Genomic DNA, 19735 nt, shown 5'->3' with positions numbered 1-19735 from the left:
GGACCTCCCTCAGAAGGCGACGAGACGACGAGAGCGCTTCTTGCGCTTGGTGATTCCTGCTGCGACGGCATCGGCGCGGCACTCGTAGGCGAGTACGGCGGACATGGCGGCATCGATCTTTTTGGGGCTCTTGGCGTGCTCCTTGCCAATGCCCAGGTGGTTCCGGGCCATGGGCCGGCGCCTGGCGTTCTTGACGTGGCGAGAGAGCGTTGCGCCCAGACGCAGGCACGAACTAGGTTCGTCAGGGTCCAGGGATTCTGCGTGTGACAACGCCTTGTCGTCGACGGCTTCCATGAAACGGTCGAGTGCGGCCTCCATCGCGGTAGGCCGGTTGGTCCAGTACTCCAGTGGACGCGCCTGCGTGGCCCGGACCTGCAAGTTCTCACCGAAGTCCGCGGTCCATCGGTCGACGTAGTCCTGCCAGTGGGGCGGGTCAGCGTAGAAGCCGACCACGTCGAAGCGGTCGAAGGCACGGGACACCGCAGCGTCGACGGACACGCGGTCGACCTGCCAGCCTTCGCCTTCCGGGCCTTCAGGTTTCTCCCAGCAGCCGAGAAGCATCAGGTGGCCATCGGAGACACGACAGGCAGTCAGCGCCGTGGCGTCGTCACGGATCGAGCCGTCGAAGCCCAGTGTGATCAGGTCTCCTGTGGCTATCTCTTCCGCGCGCCGGCAGAGTGCCCATGCGTCCGGGTCCATCCAGGCGTCAGACGCAACGGTGCGGGAGTTGAGGAAGTAGCGACGTCCGTCCGCAGAATCGTTGCGAGTGTCATAGAAGTCGTCGACAAGACTCTCAAGGTCCATCCACTCCATCGCGTCGCCGTAGGCATCGATGAGGGCATCACGAAGCTCGTTCTCGTCCTTGAGGTTCTTGCACTCACCCCAACGGTGGTCGTACATCAACCTCGCGCGACCACGCTTCTTACGGCCGTCGCGGATTGCTTCTGCTTCCTCGTACGTCTTCTCTGCGACGGAGTCTTGGCCAGGCGCGAACATCGTGGTGGTTTCGAGATACCACGGTTCGGCCAGGCGCTTCCTCTTGCGGAGGTTTCGCGTGACGGTTGCGTACATGCGGCGCAGCTCAGGCGTGTTGTAGAGATGTGTTTCGTCGAAGACGACGAAGGTCTCTTTACCACCGTCCTTCGATGAGGACGAGGCGGTTGACGGTGTGATTTCCCCACCGTCAGGGAGATTGATTCGGGTGATGCCAGGGTCTACCCCGGGCACACGAAAGAGCGGCGCGTCCTCGTCGGTCAGGTTGAAGTGGATGGTGTCAAAGACGTTGCCGGTCTGGCCTTCTTCAGTGGCCATGATCCGGATATACGGCACGCTGACGGGGCGACCCATTGGCTCACCGGGCTCGTAGACGTACTCAAAGCCCAAGCCCCACGGGTCGCGGTAGACCTCACCGCCTTCAGCCCAACCGTCGAATCGGCAAGGTCCGAGAGCTTCGAAGAGCGCCAGACGGGCGCCAAGTCCGCTCTTGTCACAGCCCTTCGGCCGACTGAAGAATGCGGAGTCGTAGAACCGTCGGCCGTCACCATCGAGGCCGTAGCAGTCGACTACGAACCCGGTGTACTCGTCTCCGTGCCGTACCGGCATCCCCTGGACGTCGCCAGGGCCGTGTACGACGAAGAACTCCATCCATGCGACCGATAGCCACCCCAAGGAGCGGGATCGGTTATGACCGGGGGCGCGCACAATGGCGCGCGGCACACGGTCTCCTTATCCAGTGAGGCGAGCCCTACGGCTGCTGATGTCACTCACGTTGTCGGGGCGCTGTACGGGCGTCTGAGAGGCGTTCGTTGGGTCGTCGACCTTGAGCTTCAGACGGGCTCTATCCTCCGGTGTGGCGCCGTATTTGGCGGCACGGAGGCGCACCTCAGAGGCGAATTCCCACCTACCCTTCGTCCACATGACGTGGTGGAGGAGCGCAGTGTCAAGGAGGAAGTCCCAATCAGTGTCAATGAACGTCGACGCCTGCGGAGACTCGCGCCAGGTCTTCCACCACTGGAGTGTCCGCGGGTGCCAATCCGCATCGTCAGGGAGGATGCCAGTCGGCAGCTCGGGGCCGCGGAGTTCGTTGTCAACAGTGACGATGAGCTCCTGCTCAGAGGCGTTGCGCCGACGTCGCCTGACAGGGTCCTTCGGGGCGGGGCCACGTCCGGCCATCAGGTGGCCCCCTCGGTTACCCAGACTCGGCAGTACACGTCAGACGCGTGGTCCGTCTTGTGCTCCTCGTGAGTCCCTGCCAGGCGCACGCAGCGCTGACGGGTCTCCGGGTGACGTTCATGGCACTGTGTGATCGCGCCATCCATGGAGTACCTTCCGGTTAGGAACGGCAGCGCCGTCCCACATCGGGAGGTACGCCGTCAGGTGATTGCGGGGATGTCCCCCTCGTGGATCAATCGCCCACCCAACGTAACGCCGTCGCGGACGAGCAAGATGAGGGGTCGCACAACGTCTCCGTCGGCCACGCCGCCTTCAACATGCTGCCCCAGGGACTGGCTGGCGTCTCCCCACGGATACATAGGGTTCTGCGAGGCACGGATATACAGCGCGCCGTCCGCTGCAAGGACAACGTCACCCGGCTGCCAAACGGCATCGAAGCTGTGGATCTTGTGTACGTCGCTCATAACATCATCATGCCTCCTGGGTCTGACAGCCGGATGTCAGCGCAGCCACCAGGGCGGAAACGTCCGCGAGTATCGACGGAGACTTACCATGCCGGCGTCCCGTCATCGTGATGTACCGGCCAGTGCCGTAAATCTCCACGGCCGTACCGTCGGGACGTCGAATGCGACGTCCCTGTCGGACATCCGCATAGCCAAAGATGTGCAAGCCTTCGCCGGACGGGGACACCTCTACGTAGGTGGCGCCCGCGTCACGGACGATGGCTGCTGCCCATGGGACGAGTTGCCCAGTGATGCGGTTGCGGCAATGGTCGAGGTCAATGCAGACGATGTTGTCGACGTTGGAAAGGACGAAACCCAGCCCAACGCCGGCTGCTGACTCCGTAGCGCACTTGTACGTGCTCCAAGTCCGCTTGTTCGTCGACGAAGCAGCCATGCCGGCTACCGTCAATGGGCGCTTGTCCGCGGCTCGTCGAACCCACCTGTCGCGGGTACGTAGCTCAGCGGGGATGCCCTTCGTCGTCCGGTGCGCCCTGGAGCGGCATCGTGTTCCGCAGAAGCGGGCATGCCGACGAGCCATGATCGGAAGTGGTGTTGAGCACTGCTCACACGTCCTGGCGGGTGTCGGATGCATACCTCCATCATACCCGATGCGAACGCTTTCAATCCTCTGACCTGCACGGATACCCACACTCCGTCGAGTGGGAAGGCTGTACGTCGATGTGCCGAACAGGGGGTCAGATCACCCCAGCGACCATCAGGCCGGCCCTCCAGCGGGCACCTGTGGACGCCGTGCCGGCATCCCCCAGACCCGTACGGACCGCGCGGGGCAGCAGCTTAACGGTCTTCATGGCGGCCGTCCCGAGTACACCCCCCTATACGGGTGGCCTCCTCACGCCGCCGGAGCCCACGTCAACCGGGAGCCCTTCGCCGAGTTGCACCTGAAGTGAGCCGCCCGCAGGTTGATCATGGTATGAGCTCCACCACGCGCGATCGGCACCACGTGGTCCAGAGTGGGAGCTAGCGGAGCTGGAGCTACAACGTCACGGTCGATGTCCTCACCACAGAGATGACAACACCAATCGTCGCGCTGGAACACTCGCGCACGATAGACAGTCTCTCGCTCTACCTCACGCTCACGTGCACGCCGAAGTGCACCCTTGGTACCGTCGTGGCACGCCCGTGAGCAGTGTGCAGCCGGCCGACCACCTCGCACCTTCACCACATACCGGCTATCACACCGCACACATGCGGCGTCTGCCCATACGCCCAACCCCCGCACACCACGTGCGGCACGCTGAAGTCGACGCCTAGCCAGCACCTGGCGAGAGGGGGCCGGCTTAGGCTGACCCCTGTATCCATCCCCCTTGCACTCGGGTGAGCAGTACTTAGCATCCTTACGGTGCGTCAACCACTTGCGCCTGCATGTGTGACACTCCCGCTCTACCTTCCACCGACCAACGTTCTCGGATCGGTAAGCAGCTATCTTCCCCGCACGTTTGCGTCTGCTCTGCGCGGCACGACCGTCGGCCACCTTGGCCTTTGAGTATGCGCGGTTGGCACAGAGCGGCTCGCAGTATTTCCGACGCCTGGCTGCCTCAAAGGTCTTTCCGCAAGGCTCGTACTGACACGTCAAGGTATGGCTGAACGACACGTCTACTCCAAGGAATGACGAAGGGCCCCGACGCCTTGGAACGTCAGGGCCCTTCTCTCCGCGGGGATCAACCGCGGGTGCTTATGGGGTTATGGTGCTACGTCGCTGCGAATCCAATTGCGGAGCGTGAGTCACTCGCGCGGTCGTCTTTGATCTCCACCCTTGATGGGATGAGAACGAGGGTCACTGTCACCATGTCGTCGGAGTCGATGTGAATCTTCGGCATCGTGGCCAGAGCTCCGACGTCGACACCGTTCACGCGGACGCTGGTGGGGATCAGCGCCTTCCGGGCTCATGCGCTGCACCGATGATCTCCACTCGGGAACCAGTCACTACTCCTCCAACGCAGGGTGGCCTTCGACCGGCCGTCGAGTGCGAACCACTGACGAGGCAGCCGCCGTTCCCCCTTCGCGAGCACTCTTCTGCCGGTGATGCCACGTGCACAGCATCTGTAGGTTCTCATCCCTGTGATCGTCTCCAGGAATGATGTGATCTACGTCAGTACCAGGCAGCCCACACGTGCGGCCGTCGCTGTACCGCGCCACACACGCGCCCTTGTCACGGCGGATGATGCGGCGTCTGATGCGAGGCCAGTCCTTCGGAAGACGGCTTCTGCGGGTACTGCCGGCCCACGCCATTCCGTCACCTCCATGCCGGTATCTGCCGTACTCTGGTCGCCTCATGTGGCTGGGGAGTCACAGACGGTGGGGGAATCATGCGTATCGCAAGTCGGGTTGCCACTTCGTCGGCAGCCTTGGTCATCACTCTGATAGGCGTCACGGGATGTTCAGGTGGGACTGATCAGAAGGCAGATACGAAACCCACCGAGTCGGCAGTATCGGGACCTGATTTCTCCACGGAGAGCGTCGCACCCGAAACCGCAGAACCAGCGCTAAAGATGGGGCAGACGGGGACGTACGTCGTGGGCACGACGAGCATGGAGATCACACCGAAGGGCGTGAAGTACGTGACTCCGTCGGACGTTGGTACAGAGACTCCTCCGCGCGGCCAGTACGCCGTTCTCACCTTGACGGTGAAGAACGTCGGTTCCATGAGCGGACCCTTTAAGTCTTGGCACTCGCTCAAGTGGTTCGACGCCACCACCGCCATGCAGGATGTATCCACGGCCATCGGCACACCAGGACTAGACGTCGACACCACATACGCGCCCGGCCAGTCAGTGACCGGTGACATCGTCCTCGATGTAGTACGTCGTGGCGGAAGCGTGGGTTACTACGAAGACGGTGTCGACATCCCCGCGTTCAGCATCAACTTGCCGAAGTAGCTGCGACACGACTCAGCCCCGCCACAGGTATGCCCACCGTGACGGGGCTGGATGGTCGCTCAAGCCTGATGAGCGAGGTGCCGCGCCATTCGCCGGCCAACCGTCGAGCTCATCAGGAAATCTGTTTCTACTTGTGCTGGTCGCAGCGTCCGCCACTGCCGGCAGAACGCCCACAGCCGCTCGCACTGCACGTCGCGTACGTTCCGCCACTCTTCGGCGTCGTCTGTCGTCGGTACCGATCCACAGCGTGCGCGGGGCACCTCGGACCTACTACAGCGGCAGATGTACAGCCGCCCTCACTACACGTCGGGTGTATCAGGTCGCCCATCGTCCGCCTCCTCTATCGGAGGCTTTCCCTCCCCACTCAGGATATGTGGGGGCAGCGTCATCTCAATGAGCCGCCCCCACACTCGTCGGACCGGCATCGCTACAACCGCAGGCCCGGAGGAGAGTTCGGGAGAGCGGGAGCGATGCAGCCCGAAGGGGGTGGCGCGCGGTCAGGCGCTGCATCTTCCCCCTCTACTTAAGTTATGTGGGGGTGCGTCACGGTTTTGGCTTCATGACCGTCGACGGCCCTCCGCCTCCCCAGAGGCCGGTGATGACAAAAGGACAAACTAACTCCCTTTTTCAAGTCCCCTTGAGAGGTCTCTATAGGGTTAGAAAAATAGGGGTTAGTTTGTCCTTTTGACCTCAGAACGGCCTCACTTACAACCGAGAGTGAGGATTGCCCGCCGAGTAGCTACGCATCGTGATCACTCGCGACTATGGCAGGCGAGGGAAGGCGGCCGACGGGAGGACAGCGAGGTCAATTCTCCCCGACGAGCGCGCCGACAGCCCTCCATCACAACGCCAGAGCCTGTTATAGAGTCGTTACCTTTCGGCCCAAACTCGCGCCCTCCAGCTCAACAACCGCGCGAATGGACGCCCTCATACGGGAGATGACTTGGCGTCAGTCGGTGTTCTCCTCAGCCACGATCGCCTCCAGCGCGGCGCCTTCAGGGTCTCCTTCGGACTGATATGTGAAGATCAGGCGGTCACTCCTGAATGACCGTGCACCCTTCTCAGGTGCTCGCTTCACCTCGATGCGCGCATGGAACATGCGGTACAGCTCGTTGTGGCCCCGTTCGCCACGCTCCCGCAGATCCTTGCGCTCCTCCGCATCCTCGACGACGAGTGCGCCGCTCTCATCCACTGCCATCGATCGGAGGATGAGCTTGCCGTGGCGGTTCCATTCGTCGGCAACCGTCCGGCCGGTGTCTCGGGATACCGTCGATGCCTCACGCGTCGGCAAACTCCGTAGGCGCTCTAGACGTTCCGTCAGGCTCCGGTGCTGTGTGCGAAACCGCTCGACGGCGCTCCCCTTATATAGGCCCGACCGCCGATCCGCCTCCAGCTCATCTAGAGCCGTTTCAGCAGCCGCGATGTCTCCGGCATAGCTGACCCCCGGAATGTGTTCTTCGATCACGTACTTCATGCTCCCGTGCCGCCTGAGGAACTCCTCCCCCACCCACGTCTCCACGGGATCGGCAACGATGTTCACACCCGGGCAGTCCAGGCCCTTGGACTTCGATGGGCAGCGGTAGCGCAGACTGCGCCGGTAGCCATCGCTGCCCACGCTGGTAGAACCGTCCCGGTACATGAGGCCTCCGCATTCATGACATGCCTGCACGTACGACAGAGGCCCAGTGTTTTTGCGTCGTGGCGTCTCCAACTTCTCCCGTTGCGTCGTGCTGTGCGGCTTCGACTCGATCAGTGACCGCAGTTGGTCTTGCTCGTCCAGGCTCAGGATGGGACGCGCGATCATGACGGGCAGTCCGTCGTCCCCGCGCACGATGCGCCCATCATGGTCCGTGATGACGCCGGCAGTCGTGGGGTTTAGGAGGATGCGGACCAGGGTCTCCCGGAGCCATTTGGTTCCCGTCGGCTCTTTGCCCGCATCGATGAGCCGACAGTCCGATTCAGTAGGCTCCCCTTCGGCATTGAGTCGCTGAACCTCAGCATGAGGAGACGACGGTATGCCGGACACTCCGAAGATGTTGTCCGCGGCTCGTCGGATGATGCCGCATCGGTGGCGGTGGTCATCCAGCTTCCACCCCAACGACTTGCCCGTGTCCGGATCTTTCCCCAAGTGCACTTTGATGCGTCCGTATGGCACCCGTCCGCCAGGCCACCGACCCGTTTGACGGAGGGTGTCCCTGGTCTCCTGTGCTCTCTCCTTCATGACTTCCAACTCGTTCTCCGCAAACATGGCGGCGATGCCGGCGAACATCCTTCCCTCTCGCGTGCTCGGGTCAATGTTCATGCGTACGGTGTTGATGCGCTTGCCGTTGTCCCTGCACCAGTCCATGAGGGCTGAGAACCAGACCACACGACGTGCCCACCTATCGACGCGCAGTGCGACCATGCCGTCATAGGGCTTCGGAGGAGTCGACGTCAGCCACTCAGCCAGGTGCTTGCGCTTCCAGGGAGACACCTCTCCAGAAACGTCAGTGTCGACGACAACTTCGACGACAACACCGCCCATGACGTCCTCAACCCAGCGGCATCCTTCTTCAGTCTGCCGCTCGACCGATGTGCTCTCGTCGGTGTCGCGGCTCAGGCGGACGCTGACGATCCACCGGTCACCTGCCGAGCCGGCTGTAAGCGCTGGTCTACGCGAGTGTTTGACGTTCCGACGACGCGGGTTACTTGTCTCGGTCTCTACCATGGCCGCATACCTCCGTGGTCGTAGGTGTGAACGCTACTCTTTTGACCATGCCATGTGGTTCCACCGCCCCTTCCGCGCCGACGAGTGGTTCCTCTACGACCAGGAGTCCCCGATCTCCACCGGCGGTCGCGGGCTCGCCCGTGGACGGATCTACGATCGCGAGGGCAGGCTGCTGGTGTCCGTGGTGCAGGAGGGCCTGTTCCGTAAGTTGGGCGGCTGAGCCGCCCTCCCCTTGAGGAGACAAAGATGACAACGCTGTATGACATCCCCCTGCGCACCCTCACCGGTGAGCCCACCTCGCTCGCCGAGTACCAGGGCAAGACCCTGCTGATGGTGAACGTCGCCTCGAAGTGTGGTCTGACACCTCAGTACGCGGGTCTGGAGCGGTTGCAGAAGAGCTACGGGGCCCAGGGCTTCACGGTGATCGGCGTACCGTGCAACCAGTTCGCCGGGCAGGAGCCGGGAAGCGCGGAGGAGATCCAGACCTTCTGCTCAACGACCTACGGGGTCAGCTTCCCGATGCTGGAGAAGGTGGATGTCAACGGCGAGAGCCGCCACCCCCTCTACACGGAGCTGGCCAAAACGGCGGACGCGGAGGGCAAGGCCGGAGACGTCCAGTGGAACTTCGAGAAGTTCCTGATCAATGGAGACGGCGAGGTGGTCGCCCGTATCCGGCCCCGCACCGAGCCGGATTCCCCTGAGGTAATCTCCGCGATCGAAGGACTGCTCACGTCCTGACGCGGCGGGTGAACCGTATCCCGCCGTCCCGATGTCACCAGGGGGAGAGATGGCGCTGGGTCAGAAGACGGGCACGGCAACGGCGGACCGGCGGGAGCGACCCAAGTGGACCAACTTGGTGTCGCTCGCCGCGGGCGGCGTGGTCGCGGCGCTGGGTACCCACTGGTCGTATGTCACCGCCTTCGGTGGCACGCCCCCGATCGTGGGGACGCGGATCACTCCGGAACAGGCCAGTGTGGGGATGGGGCTCGCGCTGCTGCTGGGTACGGCTGTCGCGGTCCTCGTGACGGAGCAGTTGTTCCGCAGGATCGCCATCCTGGCAGCCAAGGCGCTACGGCCGCCGAGCTGACCGGGTGCGCTCCGAGTCCGGCATCTACTCCACCCCAGGCGGGCAGCTGCCGGGCTCGCTCCGGCCCCAGCGGCCGCTCCTACCAGGCAGGGGAGCGCCGCCCTGGTCGTCTCGCAGGTGGGCCACCCCGCTGGATGGGTGAACTCAGCACCGGGCACGGGTCTTCCTCCAGGCTGAACGGCACGGGCCCCGTTCACCCCACGGGTACGGTGAGCCATCACGTTGATCTCCAGAGACGCCGACCGGGGAAATGGCGCGGTAGGTGATCATCGGGGTCAGAGCTTGTAGATCTTCCCGGCCCCGTCCATGATCGCGTTGAACCGAGCACGGACCATCGCTCTCCGGTCCCGCTGGTCAGTCTGCTCTTCGGCGGGGCTTCATCGGCTGGGCCATCGCACTCGTCCTCGCCATGCGCACATCCGCGGTGCGGGCGAGGTGCCTGAGAATCCGACGGCCGGCCCTGGGAGAGCACGGGCCCGTGGAGAGCACCGGCTCTTCGGGAACCCCGGCTCTTCGGGAACGGGGCAAACGCCGTTGGCCGAAGGGGGCGTCGAGCAGGCCCGGCCCGGAAGTCAGCGGATCGGCACCCCCGCCAGAGCGCGTGCGATCACCAGTCGCTGGATCTCACTGGTCCCCTCGAAGATCGTGTAGATGGCCGCGTCCCGATGCATCCGCTCCACCGGGTACTCGCGGGTGAATCCATTGCCGCCGAGGATCTGGATGGCCTGAGCGGTGACCCGTTGGGCTGCCTCACTGGCGTACAGCTTGGCCATCGAGCCCTCGGCCGAGGTGAACGGCTTGCCGCTCGCCGCCATCCAGGAGGCGCGCCACACCAGCAACCGTGCCGCGTCGATCCCGGTGCGCATGTCGGCGAGTTGGAAGGCGATGCCCTGATTGTCGATGATGGGGCGGCCGAACTGCTGGCGGATCTTGGCGTAGTCGAGGGCGATCTCGTACGCGGCCCTCGCCGTGCCCACCGCCATCGCGCCCACCACGGGTCGGGATGCCTCGAAGGTCGCCATGGCCGCATTCCTGACCCGGGAGTCAGGGGTGGTAGCCAACTCTCGCGTTCGAGCGAGACGCTCATCGAGCCTCTCTTTGCCGCCGAGCAGGCAGTGGCCGGGTATTCGCACGTCGTCGAGGACCACTTCGGCCGTGTGCGAGGCGCGAATGCCGTGCTTGTGGAACTTCTGGCCCTGGGCCAGCCCCGGAGTGCCGGGCGGGATGACGAAGGAGGCATGGCCCTTGGAACCGGCCTCGGGGTCAATGACCGCCACCACCACATGCACCTGGGCGATTCCACCGTTGGTGACCCACGTCTTGGTTCCGTTGAGGACCCATTCGTCCTTGGTCTCGTCATAGCGGGCACGGGTGCGCATGGCGGCCACGTCGGAGCCGGCGTCCGGCTCCGACGAGCAGAAGGCGGCGACCTTGACGTCATGGGCATCGCCGTACATCTGCGGTATCCAGGTGCCGATCTGCTCCTCGGTGCCATTGGTCAGCACACCGACGGCGGCGAGTCCGGTGCCCACGATGGAGAGGGCGAGACCCGCGTCACCCCAGAAGAGTTCCTCCATGGCCATCGGTAGGCCGAGACCCGTGGGGTCGAAGTACTGCTGGGCGTAGAAGTCGAGTGAGTAGATCCCCGCCTTCGCCGCCTCCTGGATGACCGGCCAGGGAGTCTCCTCGCGCTCGTCCCACTCGGCCGCGGCCGGACGCATCACCTCGGAGGCAAAGCCGTGCAGCCAGTCGCGGATCTGCTTCTGGTCCTCGTTGAGTTCAAAGGTGAACCCGGCCATGTCCCCTCCAAGGCTGCGACGGCACCAGCTGTTACTTCCGGTAACTTCAGTCTGTTACCGCTTGGTAGCGCGTGTCAACCGCCGAGGGATCGAACTCCCTGAGGCCTCTGGAGGGTGTTAGTTTTCCCAGGCGTCACGCAATCGCTCGGGCGGGGAGATACACGCATGGAGACCACACAGCAGCCCTCCGACCAAGATCGGCCGGCACAGCAGCGGCGCCGGGAACTACTGGAAGCGGCTGACCGGGTGGTCCTCAGGGATGGACCCCATGCGTCGATGAACGCCATCGCCGCGGAGGCGGGCATCACCAAGCCCATCCTGTACCGGCACTTCGGGGACAAGGGCGGCCTCTACCGAGCCCTGGCGAAGCGTCACACCGACGCCCTGCTCGGGTCGCTCAGAGCGGCACTGGACGCACCCGCGGAACGACGGGAGCGGGTCGAGGCCACCCTCGACACCTATCTCTCCGCCATTGAGCTGCGACCCCAGGTGTACCGCTTTCTGATGCATCCGGCGGAGGACCACCAGCCGACCGAGGGAGGCTTCGACGTGGGCCGCCACTCAGCTCCCCTACTGCGGCGGCTGGGTGAGGAGTTGGCCCAGGTGATCCATGAGCGGGTCGAACTGGGGCCGGACGGGGAGCGGCTCGCCCGAGTGTGGGGTCATGGGATCGTCGGAATGATGCACGCCGCGGGCGACTGGTGGCTCGGGGAGCGCCCCTGCTCCCGGGCCGAGTTGGTGCGGTGCCTGGCGGACCTGCTGTGGGGGCGACTCGCAGCGGTGGGGGACCGCGCGGGCGGGCCGCAGTTCTGAGGCCCCGCACCAGGGACACCAGCCACCGCGCCACCGCCCCGCGGTACCTGGTTCGACCAGGCCGGATCGAGTCGGCGGCGCCCTCCACCAGGCGCCCGCACCCACGTCGGACGCAGCACACCGCGGAGTCCGGGACTTGGCGATGGTCCGGGGCTCAGGGGAGTACCCGCCGTGCGGGGAGCCGCGCCGGGGCCCAAGGCGCCCGGCGCACCGCGCGCAGCAGCCGTGAACGGCGCCACCCGGTGACTCGATCCGCGTACACCACACCCTCCACATGGTCGCACTCGTGCTGGAGGCAACGGGCGAAGAATCCCGTCCCCTCCACCCGCACCGGAGTGCCCTCCTTGGTCACTCCCTCCACCACCGCGATGTCGTATCGCTCGGTCCCCGCCTCAAGTCCAGGCAGCGAAAGACACCCTTCGGACCCTCGGAGCGTGACCCCGTCCACCGCCACCAACGTCGGATTGACGACATGTCCGAGATGGCGTACATCGTCGTCGTCCGGGCAGTCATAGACGAACACCCGCACTCCGAGGCCCACCTGATTCGCCGCGAGTCCCACCCCACGGGCCGCGTACATCGTCGCGAACATGTCCTCGACAAGCTGATTTAGCTCCTGGCCGAAGTCGGTGACACTCTCGCAGGGTGTGTGCAGCACCGGATCGCCGATGAGGCTCATCGGCCTCACACGTCCCGTACTGCCGGGGATTCGCCGATTTCGCATGGCCGTAAGCGTACGTTCGGCACGAGCCTCCCATCTCCGGCGGTGCCGAGGTAGGGCCGTTGCGCCGGACCTGGATAGGCTGGGCGGGACCAATGCAAGGAGGATCAAGGACGATGTCAGGCAACTCGGAGCCACTGACGCCACGCGCCAAGCTCGCCGTGACGGCGGGTAAAGCCGCGGCCGCGGTCTCGCGCGCCGCTGGACGGGGCAGCGGTTCGGTGATCGGCGGCCGGGTCGCGCTCAAACTCGACCCCGATCTGCTGGGGCGGCTGGCGCAGCACCTGGACGTCGTTCTCGTGTCGGCGACCAACGGCAAGACCACCACCACCCGGCTGATCGCTGAGGCGCTGAGAGCCGCCGGCCCGGTCGTGTCCAATGCGCTCGGCGCCAATATGCCGGCCGGTATCACCTCGGCCCTCGCCGGTGGCTCGGACGCCAAGTTCGGGGTGATCGAGGTGGACGAGAAATATCTCGCCGGTGTGGCCAGGGATGTGACGCCCAAGGCCATCGCCCTCCTCAACCTCTCCCGCGACCAGCTCGACCGTGCGGCCGAGACCCGGATGCTCGCCGAGAAGTGGCGTGAGGGGCTCGCCGGTTCCAAGGCGATCGTCATCGCCAACGCCGATGACCCGCTGATCGTCTGGTCCGCCTCCTCCTCCCCCAATGTGGTGTGGGTGGCAGCCGGCCAGGAGTGGAAGGACGACGCCTGGTCCTGCCCGTCCTGCGGCGGTGTGATGCAGCGCCCCGGCGACGACTGGTTCTGCGGTGAGTGCGGTTTCCGCCGCCCGGCCCCCAGCTGGGTGCTCCGCGGCGACCATGTACTGGACCCGCATGGCTCCGCCTGGCCGATCCGGCTTCAGCTCCCCGGCCGGGCCAACAAGGCGAATGCCGCCACCTCGGCCGCCGTGGCCGCCTGCTTCGGTGTCCCGCCGCAGGTCGCCCTGGAGCGCATGTACTCGGTCCAGGCCGTCGCGGGCCGCTATGACGTGGTCACCTTCATGAACCGCGAGCTGCGGCTGCTGCTGGCCAAGAACCCGGCGGGCTGGCTGGAGACGTTCTCACTGATCGACCCACCGCCGACCCCGGTCATCCTCTCCGTGAACGCCCGCGGTGCGGACGGCACGGACACCTCCTGGCTCTGGGACGTCGACTACACCCGTCTCCGGGGCCATCCGATCTTCGTCATCGGCGACCGCCGACTGGACCTCGCGGTCCGCCTGGAAGTCGCGGGTCTGGAGTTCCAGGTCTGTGACACGGTCGACGACGCGGTGTACAACGCCCCGCCCGGGCGGATCGAGCTGATCGCCAACTACACCGCCTTCCAGGATGTACGCCGCCGCGTCGGCAACTGATCCGCGGACCCGAAGCAGACCGGCAGCCGACCGGAGAACGACGTCAGAGGATTCCCATGAGAATGAGCGACAACAGTCTGCGGCTGGTCTGGATCTACCCGGACCTCCTCAGCACCTACGGCGACCAGGGCAATGCGCTCGTCGTGGAGCGCCGGGCCCGACAGCGCGGGCTCGATGTGATGCGCATCGACGTGCGCAGCGACCAGCCGATCCCCACCTCGGGTGACATCTACCTGATCGGTGGCGGTGAGGACCGTCCGCAGCGGCTCGCGGCCGAGCGGCTACGTCGCGACGGCGGGCTCTCCCGGGCCGCCTCCAACGGGGCGATCATCTTCTCGGTCTGCGCCGGCTACCAGATCCTGGGTCATGAGTTCATCAATGACCTCGGTGAGCGCGAGCAGGGCCTGGGGCTGATCGATGTGATCTCCACCCGTGGCGAGGGCGAGCGCTGTGTGGGCGATGTGCTCGGCGACATCGACCCCCGGTTCGGGCTCCCGCAGCTGACGGGGTTCGAGAACCACCAGGGCATCACCCATCTCGGCCCCACCGCCCGCCCCTTCGCCCGTACGGTCATCGGCCGGGGCAACGGCACGGGCGACGGTACCGAGGGCGCCTACAACGACACCGTCTTCGGCACCTATATGCACGGCCCGGTCATGGCACGCAATCCGCAGATCGCGGATCTGCTGCTGAAGCTGGCCCTGGACGTGAACGCGCTACCGCCGACGGACGACCGGTGGTTCGAGGCGCTGCGGGCGGAGCGGATCGCCGCTGCGACCCAGCCGGCGTGATCGCCGCGACCGTCAACGACTCAGTGCCCGGGGTTGCGACAGCACCCCGGGCACCGTCATGTCACGCGGGGCGAGTGGAACGTCCCCACTCGTACGCAAGTGGGATGTGAGCCGTCCATCACTCGGACGCTCAGTTCGGTTCTCGCCACCTCGCGCCGGTAGGGTGGCGTTGATACAACCGGACGACGTGGTCCGGGAGTCGGCCCACGTTTGCAAAGGTACTCGGGCAATGCGCATTGGTGTACTCACCTCCGGCGGCGACTGCCCCGGTCTGAACGCCGTCATCCGCTCCGTCGTGCATCGCGCGGTCGTTGACCACGGTGACGAGGTCATAGGCTTCCACGACGGTTGGAAGGGTCTTCTGGAGTGCGACTACCGCAAGCTCGATCTTGACGCGGTGGGCGGCATCCTGGCGCGTGGCGGCACCATCCTCGGATCTTCCCGGGTCCGTCCCGAACATCTGCGGGACGGTGTAGAACGCGCCAAAGGCCATGTGGCTGATCTTGGCTTGGACGCCATCATCCCCATCGGTGGCGAAGGCACCCTCAAAGCGGCACATCTGCTCTCCGAGGGCGGCTTGCCGATCGTCGGGGTACCGAAGACGATCGACAACGACATCGCCTCGACCGATGTCACCTTCGGCTTCGACACCGCCGTGGGTGTGGCGACGGAAGCCCTCGACCGGTTGAAGACCACCGCGGAGTCCCACCAGCGGGTACTGATCGTCGAGGTCATGGGTCGACACACGGGTTGGATCGCCCTCCACTCCGGCATGGCCGCCGGCGCCCACGCCATCGTGGTCCCGGAGCGCCCCTTCGACATCCAGGAGCTGACCAAGCGGGTCTCCCAGCGGTTCGACGCGGGAAAGCGATTCGCCATCGTCGTGGTCGCCGAGGGCGCGAAGCCCCAGGAGGGCTCGATGCACTGGGACGAGGGCGGCAAGGACATCTACGGGCACGAGCGCTTCGCGGGTGTCGCCCGGCAGCTCTCGATCGAACTGGAGCAGCGCCTCAACAAGGAGGCCCGCCCGGTGATCCTCGGGCATGTGCAGCGCGGTGGTACGCCCACGGCGTACGACCGGGTCCTCGCCACCCGGTTCGGCTGGCACGCGGTGGAGGCTGCGCACCGGGGCGAATTCGGCATGATGACCGCACTGCGGGGCACGGACATCACCATGGTCCCGTTGAAGAGCGCCGTGGAGACGTTGAAGACCGTCCCCGACGCGCGCTACGCCGAGGCGCGGGTCGTGCTGTAGGGCCTCAGAGATGAGGGAGCTGCCCCCGGCGGAAGTCTCCGCCGGGGGCAGTTCTACTCTGGTGCAGGCAAGCGGACAACCCAGTACGAAACAGGAGCCGGCGGATGGATCACAGCGGGCACGGCACGACCATGGATCTGCCGCCGTTCACGCTGGGACGGGCCTTGGAGTTCTCCCCTGACCTCTTCTTCCTGATCGGCTGCGTGCTGGCGCTGCTGCTCTACGGCTGGGGTGTGCTGCGGCTGCGCAAGCGCGGCGACTCCTGGCAGGTGAGCCGGACGGTCTTCTTCGTCATCGGTGTGCTGAGCGTGGCACTGGTGACGTGCACCAAGCTCAATGACTACGGCATGGTCATGTTTAGCGCGCACATGGTCCAGCACATGGTGATCAGCATGCTCTCGCCGATCGTGCTGCTCCTGGGCGCACCGGTGACACTGGCACTGCGGGCGCTGCCGGTCGCGGGCCGGGGCCGCAAGGGTCCCCGTGAGCTGCTGATGGCCCTGCTGCACAGTCGCTACATGCGGGTCGTGACGCATCCGGTGTTCACGATCCCGCTGTTCATCGCGAGCCTCTACGGCCTCTACTTCACCCCGCTCTTTGACTTCCTGATGGAGTCCAAGCCCGGGCACATCGCGATGATGGTGCATTTCCTCGCCGTGGGGCTGATCTTCTTCTGGCCGATCATGGGGGTGGATCCGGGACCGCACCGGCCCGGATATCTGATGCGGATGCTGGAACTCTTCGCCGGGATGCCGTTCCACGCCTTCTTCGGCATCGCTCTGATGATGGCGAGCGAGCCCATGATCAAGGCGTATCAGAATCCGCCGGCGTCACTCGGTATCGATGTGCTCGCCGACCAGAACGCGGCGGGCGGGATCGCCTGGGCGTTCAGTGAGATCCCCTCGGTGCTGGTGTTGATCGCGCTGGTGTACCAGTGGCGTCGCTCGGAGGACCGCCAGGCCCGGCGCACGGACCGGGCCGCCGACCGCGACGGTGACAAGGAGCTCCAGGCGTACAACGCCTATCTCGCCTCGCTCCACGCCCGAAGCGGCGGTGGCGGCAACAGGAAGAGCACCGGCGGCGGGAGCGGTGGGACGGGGGCGGGCACCGGCGACCGTCAGGGTGTGCCGTCACCGTAGCGACGGGTCTGCCTGCGCGATCGGAGGCCCGACTGCTTCCCCCGGGTGCCTGCTGGCGGTAGCGCGAAGCGCCGCCCTGGGGTGACCATGAGCTGTGACGGTCGGCCGTCGAAGGAGGGCTCATGTCCGGATCGACGAAGGCGATGGGAGTGCTCACGGTCTCGGCCCTGGTGGTCGTGACCGCCTACACGGCGGCACTCGGCAGCAATGGCTGGCTCTGGTTCGGTTGGGTGGTGCTCGGTCTGCTGACCCTCGGGATGGCGGCCTCGCGCGGTGCCTGACCGCGGATGGTCATCTCAGCCAGGCGGCCCGGGTGACCGCGCGGGTGGCTTCGGCCGCCGTGCGCACCGCGTCCCCGACGCCCTCCCAGGGGACCGGCGCGAGGGAAGGCAGGAGGTTGGCCTCCGGTAGGGGCGCGCCAGGGGTCGGCGCGGCCGGTAGGACCCGCTGGGCCTCGTTGATCCGACGGCTGAACCAGATCACCTTGCCGCCGGGTGTGCCGCAGGTGCCCCAGCTGTCGCTCAGCAGGGCCACGGTGGCAAGGCCGCCCCTCGGCGGACTGGAACTCGTCAGCCGAGGCATCCGGCTGTCGCGATCCGCCACCGACACCACCAGATGGCGACCGGCCCAGCGCAGCTCCACCTCACATGCCCTGTCGCCGGGGACGTGCTGGATGACGTTGCCGATCAGTTCGTCGACCGCCCGGCAGACGGGGACGATATGCGCTTCCAGCTTCCAATGGCGTAGATGCGCCGCGAGAATGCGGCGGATCTGGGGAATTCGCTCTGTCGACGCCTGTACTTCGACCGTGTAGCGACAGGCCGGCTGACCGTGCATGTCCTTGACTCCTCACCGCGACCTGACCAGTTCCTCGACCGCCCGACCCCCGAGTGCAAAGAGTCAGCACGTGTCGTTTCTGGGTCACTGATCAGGGTGACCCGGAGTCCCGTGGTCCGCAACACTTCGCCCATCCGGCGCAGGCTCTCCACTGCCCGAGGACTACCGGGCGTGCCCGGTATCCGACCGGGGCCGGTGGGGCGGCAAGGCCGCCGAACGGGGCCGAGCGAAGCACAGAGGCCGGCTCTCGACCAGAGGGGAGCTCTCCCGATGGCGGGGGTGAGCCGGCTGTGATGGGGCCGAGTGTGTGTCCCCAGGGCGCACCCGTAGGGTGCTCACGTCCGAACGGACGAGGGCGGCGATGGGGGCCGGGACGTGAGGAAGGGAAGAGTCCTTCACCGTCGGATCGCTCTACCCCGAGGAAGCGGAATACACGAGCGGTTCTCATGGGGCCTCGCTAATGTGGGCCACCCATATGAACGCCCATCGGCCGGCGGACAGATGGGAACCAGGACAGCCGCCTCGTCTTGCGGGAAGCGTTTCCCCCATCCCATCGTCATTGACGGCTTCACCCTTCTGCGCACCCTGCGCCGAGCTCCCCTGCGGGTCATGCTCAGGAGATTCGGACCCGGGGGGAAGAATTCTTATGACTCGACCGATCCCTCCCTTCGTCTACCGTGACGACGAAGGAACAGAGCATCAATACCTATCCATAGACGAACTTCAGGCAGACGTAGAATTCTCGGATGATCTAGATGACTACCTCTGCAGGGATGCCACGGGCAATCGCGTACGCCTCATCGTCTGGTGCATGGAGGCGTTGCTGGTTCAACGGGTTCCCGAAGATTTCTCCCTACAACGAATCGTTGTCCATAGGACCAGGACGGCTACCACGGATGTGTTGGTCGAGGCATTCGATGATCAACCACTGCGTGCCCTCGTCCGCGGTGCGGGCACACAGTGGGAAGCGATGCCTCTGGAGGAGATCGACCCCGAGGCAGCCATGGCCCCCCACGACGATGTGACAGCTGCGGAATTCGCCGAGATGTGGCTGAAGTCGAGGACTCGCAGAGAACCACGGAGGCCAGGCGGCCCAGGCGGCTTCTTCGGCTGGTTGAACCCTCTGGCAGGTAGCTGACCCGAGCGGCTCATCGAAGCGGCCGCCCCGATGAGGCGAAGTCCCGAGCCGGGGAGGTTGCCAGGCCCCCAAGGGCCGGCCCCCTCGACAGCCGGATGGCGCTGCCGGGGTCCCATGCCCCCTGGCTGGCCGCGCCGCACCGCGAACGCCAGCGGAGCGGAACGCACGGTGCCCGCTCCCGGACGGACCGGGAGCGGGCACCCTGGGATTGGCGATCAGGCGGGGGTGATGTTCTCCGCCTGGGGGCCCTTCTGGCCCTGGGTGATGTCGAAGCTCACCTTCTGGCCCTCGTTGAGCTCACGGTAGCCCTGGGTGGCGATGTTCGAGTAGTGGGCGAAGACATCAGGGCCTCCACCGTCCTGCTCGATGAAGCCAAAACCCTTTTCCGAGTTGAACCACTTGACGGTTCCCGTAGCCATGTTGTCCTCCAAGGGGACTCGTAGTCGGTGCCCGCACGGTGCGGGAACCGGAGGTGATCGCCCTGGCCCTCAGAGACTCTGAACATCACAATGCCCGCAAGC

Annotated in this window: 21 protein-coding genes; 11 read left to right on the top strand and 10 right to left on the bottom strand. The window is 65.5% G+C overall.

The genetic code is table 11. The annotated features are described in order from the left end of the window. Window positions 1-9 precede the first annotated feature (9 nt). The 5 genes from NBG84_RS26010 to NBG84_RS41595 all read right to left on the bottom strand — a co-directional run bounded on the left by NBG84_RS26010 (window position 10) and on the right by NBG84_RS41595 (window position 3732). A complete protein-coding gene (locus NBG84_RS26010) occupies window positions 10-1311 on the bottom strand; it encodes a terminase (RefSeq protein WP_250922027.1) in 1302 nt (433 codons plus the stop codon). 414 nt (window positions 1312-1725) lie between these two features. Next, a complete protein-coding gene (locus tag NBG84_RS41790) occupies window positions 1726-2172 on the bottom strand; it encodes a phage terminase small subunit (protein ID WP_486679381.1) in 447 nt (148 codons plus the stop codon). A gap of 200 nt (window positions 2173-2372) precedes the next feature. Then, on the bottom strand, window positions 2373-2636 hold the full coding sequence (locus NBG84_RS26005; protein ID WP_250922026.1) for a hypothetical protein: 264 nt from the start codon (window positions 2634-2636) through the stop codon (window positions 2373-2375). Between the two features lie 7 nt (window positions 2637-2643). Beyond that, entirely contained in the window at window positions 2644-3069 is a 426-nt protein-coding gene (locus tag NBG84_RS26000) for a hypothetical protein (protein ID WP_308312113.1), read from the bottom strand. Between the two features lie 456 nt (window positions 3070-3525). Beyond that, the gene (locus tag NBG84_RS41595) at window positions 3526-3732 is read right to left on the bottom strand and encodes an HNH endonuclease (RefSeq protein ID WP_425608698.1); all 207 of its coding nucleotides are present in this window, start codon (window positions 3730-3732) and stop codon (window positions 3526-3528) included. A gap of 1270 nt (window positions 3733-5002) precedes the next feature. Here NBG84_RS41595 and NBG84_RS25995 point away from each other — a divergent pair. Beyond that, window positions 5003-5572, top strand: coding sequence for a DUF4352 domain-containing protein (locus NBG84_RS25995; protein ID WP_250922024.1), 570 nt, complete (start codon window positions 5003-5005; stop codon window positions 5570-5572). Between the two features lie 949 nt (window positions 5573-6521). Here the strand turns inward: NBG84_RS25995 and NBG84_RS25990 are convergent. Then, window positions 6522-8279, bottom strand: a complete 1758-nt coding sequence (locus NBG84_RS25990) for a recombinase family protein (protein WP_250922023.1) — start codon at window positions 8277-8279, stop codon at window positions 6522-6524. On the opposite strand from NBG84_RS25990, the gene NBG84_RS25985 reads away from it, so the two are divergent. From NBG84_RS25985 to NBG84_RS25975, 3 genes are read left to right on the top strand one after another with little or no spacing between them, the layout of a single operon-like run. Continuing rightward, a complete protein-coding gene (locus tag NBG84_RS25985) occupies window positions 8236-8499 on the top strand; it encodes an acyl-CoA thioesterase (RefSeq protein WP_285367687.1) in 264 nt (87 codons plus the stop codon). The genes NBG84_RS25990 and NBG84_RS25985 overlap by 44 nt on opposite strands. A 26-nt stretch (window positions 8500-8525) precedes the next feature. Beyond that, window positions 8526-9017, top strand: coding sequence for a glutathione peroxidase (locus NBG84_RS25980; RefSeq protein WP_250922022.1), 492 nt, complete (start codon window positions 8526-8528; stop codon window positions 9015-9017). Window positions 9018-9066: 49 nt separating this feature from the next. Beyond that, a complete protein-coding gene (locus NBG84_RS25975) occupies window positions 9067-9366 on the top strand; it encodes a hypothetical protein (protein ID WP_250922021.1) in 300 nt (99 codons plus the stop codon). A gap of 572 nt (window positions 9367-9938) precedes the next feature. Here NBG84_RS25975 and NBG84_RS25970 read toward each other — a convergent pair. Next, on the bottom strand, window positions 9939-11165 hold the full coding sequence (locus NBG84_RS25970; protein WP_250922020.1) for an acyl-CoA dehydrogenase family protein: 1227 nt from the start codon (window positions 11163-11165) through the stop codon (window positions 9939-9941). A gap of 165 nt (window positions 11166-11330) precedes the next feature. Here NBG84_RS25970 and NBG84_RS25965 point away from each other — a divergent pair, with 165 nt between their 5' ends. Then, on the top strand, window positions 11331-11978 hold the full coding sequence (locus tag NBG84_RS25965; protein WP_250922019.1) for a TetR/AcrR family transcriptional regulator: 648 nt from the start codon (window positions 11331-11333) through the stop codon (window positions 11976-11978). Between the two features lie 154 nt (window positions 11979-12132). Here NBG84_RS25965 and def read toward each other — a convergent pair whose 3' ends face one another. Continuing rightward, complete coding sequence (gene def / locus NBG84_RS25960) at window positions 12133-12702, bottom strand: peptide deformylase (protein WP_250922018.1); 570 nt, start codon at window positions 12700-12702, stop codon at window positions 12133-12135. Between the two features lie 113 nt (window positions 12703-12815). On the opposite strand from def, the gene NBG84_RS25955 reads away from it, so the two are divergent. The 5 genes from NBG84_RS25955 to NBG84_RS25935 all read left to right on the top strand — a co-directional run bounded on the left by NBG84_RS25955 (window position 12816) and on the right by NBG84_RS25935 (window position 17520). Beyond that, window positions 12816-14054, top strand: a complete 1239-nt coding sequence (locus NBG84_RS25955) for a Mur ligase family protein (RefSeq protein WP_250922017.1) — start codon at window positions 12816-12818, stop codon at window positions 14052-14054. 62 nt (window positions 14055-14116) lie between these two features. Continuing rightward, on the top strand, window positions 14117-14845 hold the full coding sequence (locus NBG84_RS25950) for a type 1 glutamine amidotransferase (RefSeq protein ID WP_250922016.1): 729 nt from the start codon (window positions 14117-14119) through the stop codon (window positions 14843-14845). Window positions 14846-15074: 229 nt separating this feature from the next. After that, window positions 15075-16100 (top strand): 6-phosphofructokinase, encoded by a 1026-nt coding sequence (locus NBG84_RS25945; protein ID WP_250922015.1) that lies wholly within the window; start codon window positions 15075-15077, stop codon window positions 16098-16100. Window positions 16101-16204: 104 nt separating this feature from the next. Next, window positions 16205-17239 (top strand): cytochrome c oxidase assembly protein, encoded by a 1035-nt coding sequence (locus NBG84_RS25940; RefSeq protein ID WP_250922014.1) that lies wholly within the window; start codon window positions 16205-16207, stop codon window positions 17237-17239. A 122-nt stretch (window positions 17240-17361) separates the two neighbouring features. Beyond that, complete coding sequence (locus tag NBG84_RS25935; protein WP_250922013.1) at window positions 17362-17520, top strand: hypothetical protein; 159 nt, start codon at window positions 17362-17364, stop codon at window positions 17518-17520. Window positions 17521-17530: 10 nt separating this feature from the next. Here the strand turns inward: NBG84_RS25935 and NBG84_RS25930 are convergent, their stop codons facing one another. Further along, window positions 17531-18076 (bottom strand): ATP-binding protein, encoded by a 546-nt coding sequence (locus NBG84_RS25930; RefSeq protein ID WP_250922012.1) that lies wholly within the window; start codon window positions 18074-18076, stop codon window positions 17531-17533. Window positions 18077-18722: 646 nt separating this feature from the next. Here NBG84_RS25930 and NBG84_RS25925 point away from each other — a divergent pair. Then, window positions 18723-19214, top strand: a complete 492-nt coding sequence (locus NBG84_RS25925) for a hypothetical protein (protein WP_250922011.1) — start codon at window positions 18723-18725, stop codon at window positions 19212-19214. A gap of 215 nt (window positions 19215-19429) precedes the next feature. Here NBG84_RS25925 and NBG84_RS25920 read toward each other — a convergent pair whose 3' ends face one another. Beyond that, window positions 19430-19633, bottom strand: coding sequence for a cold-shock protein (locus tag NBG84_RS25920; protein ID WP_250922010.1), 204 nt, complete (start codon window positions 19631-19633; stop codon window positions 19430-19432). Between the last annotated feature and the right edge of the window lie 102 nt (window positions 19634-19735).

The sequence above is a fragment of the Streptomyces albipurpureus genome, from assembly GCF_023701525.1.
Taxonomy (GTDB): Bacteria; Actinomycetota; Actinomycetes; order Streptomycetales; family Streptomycetaceae; genus Streptomyces; species Streptomyces albipurpureus.
The sequence above is the reverse complement of the archived record's forward strand: the minus strand, read 5'-3'. Positions and strand labels throughout refer to the sequence as shown.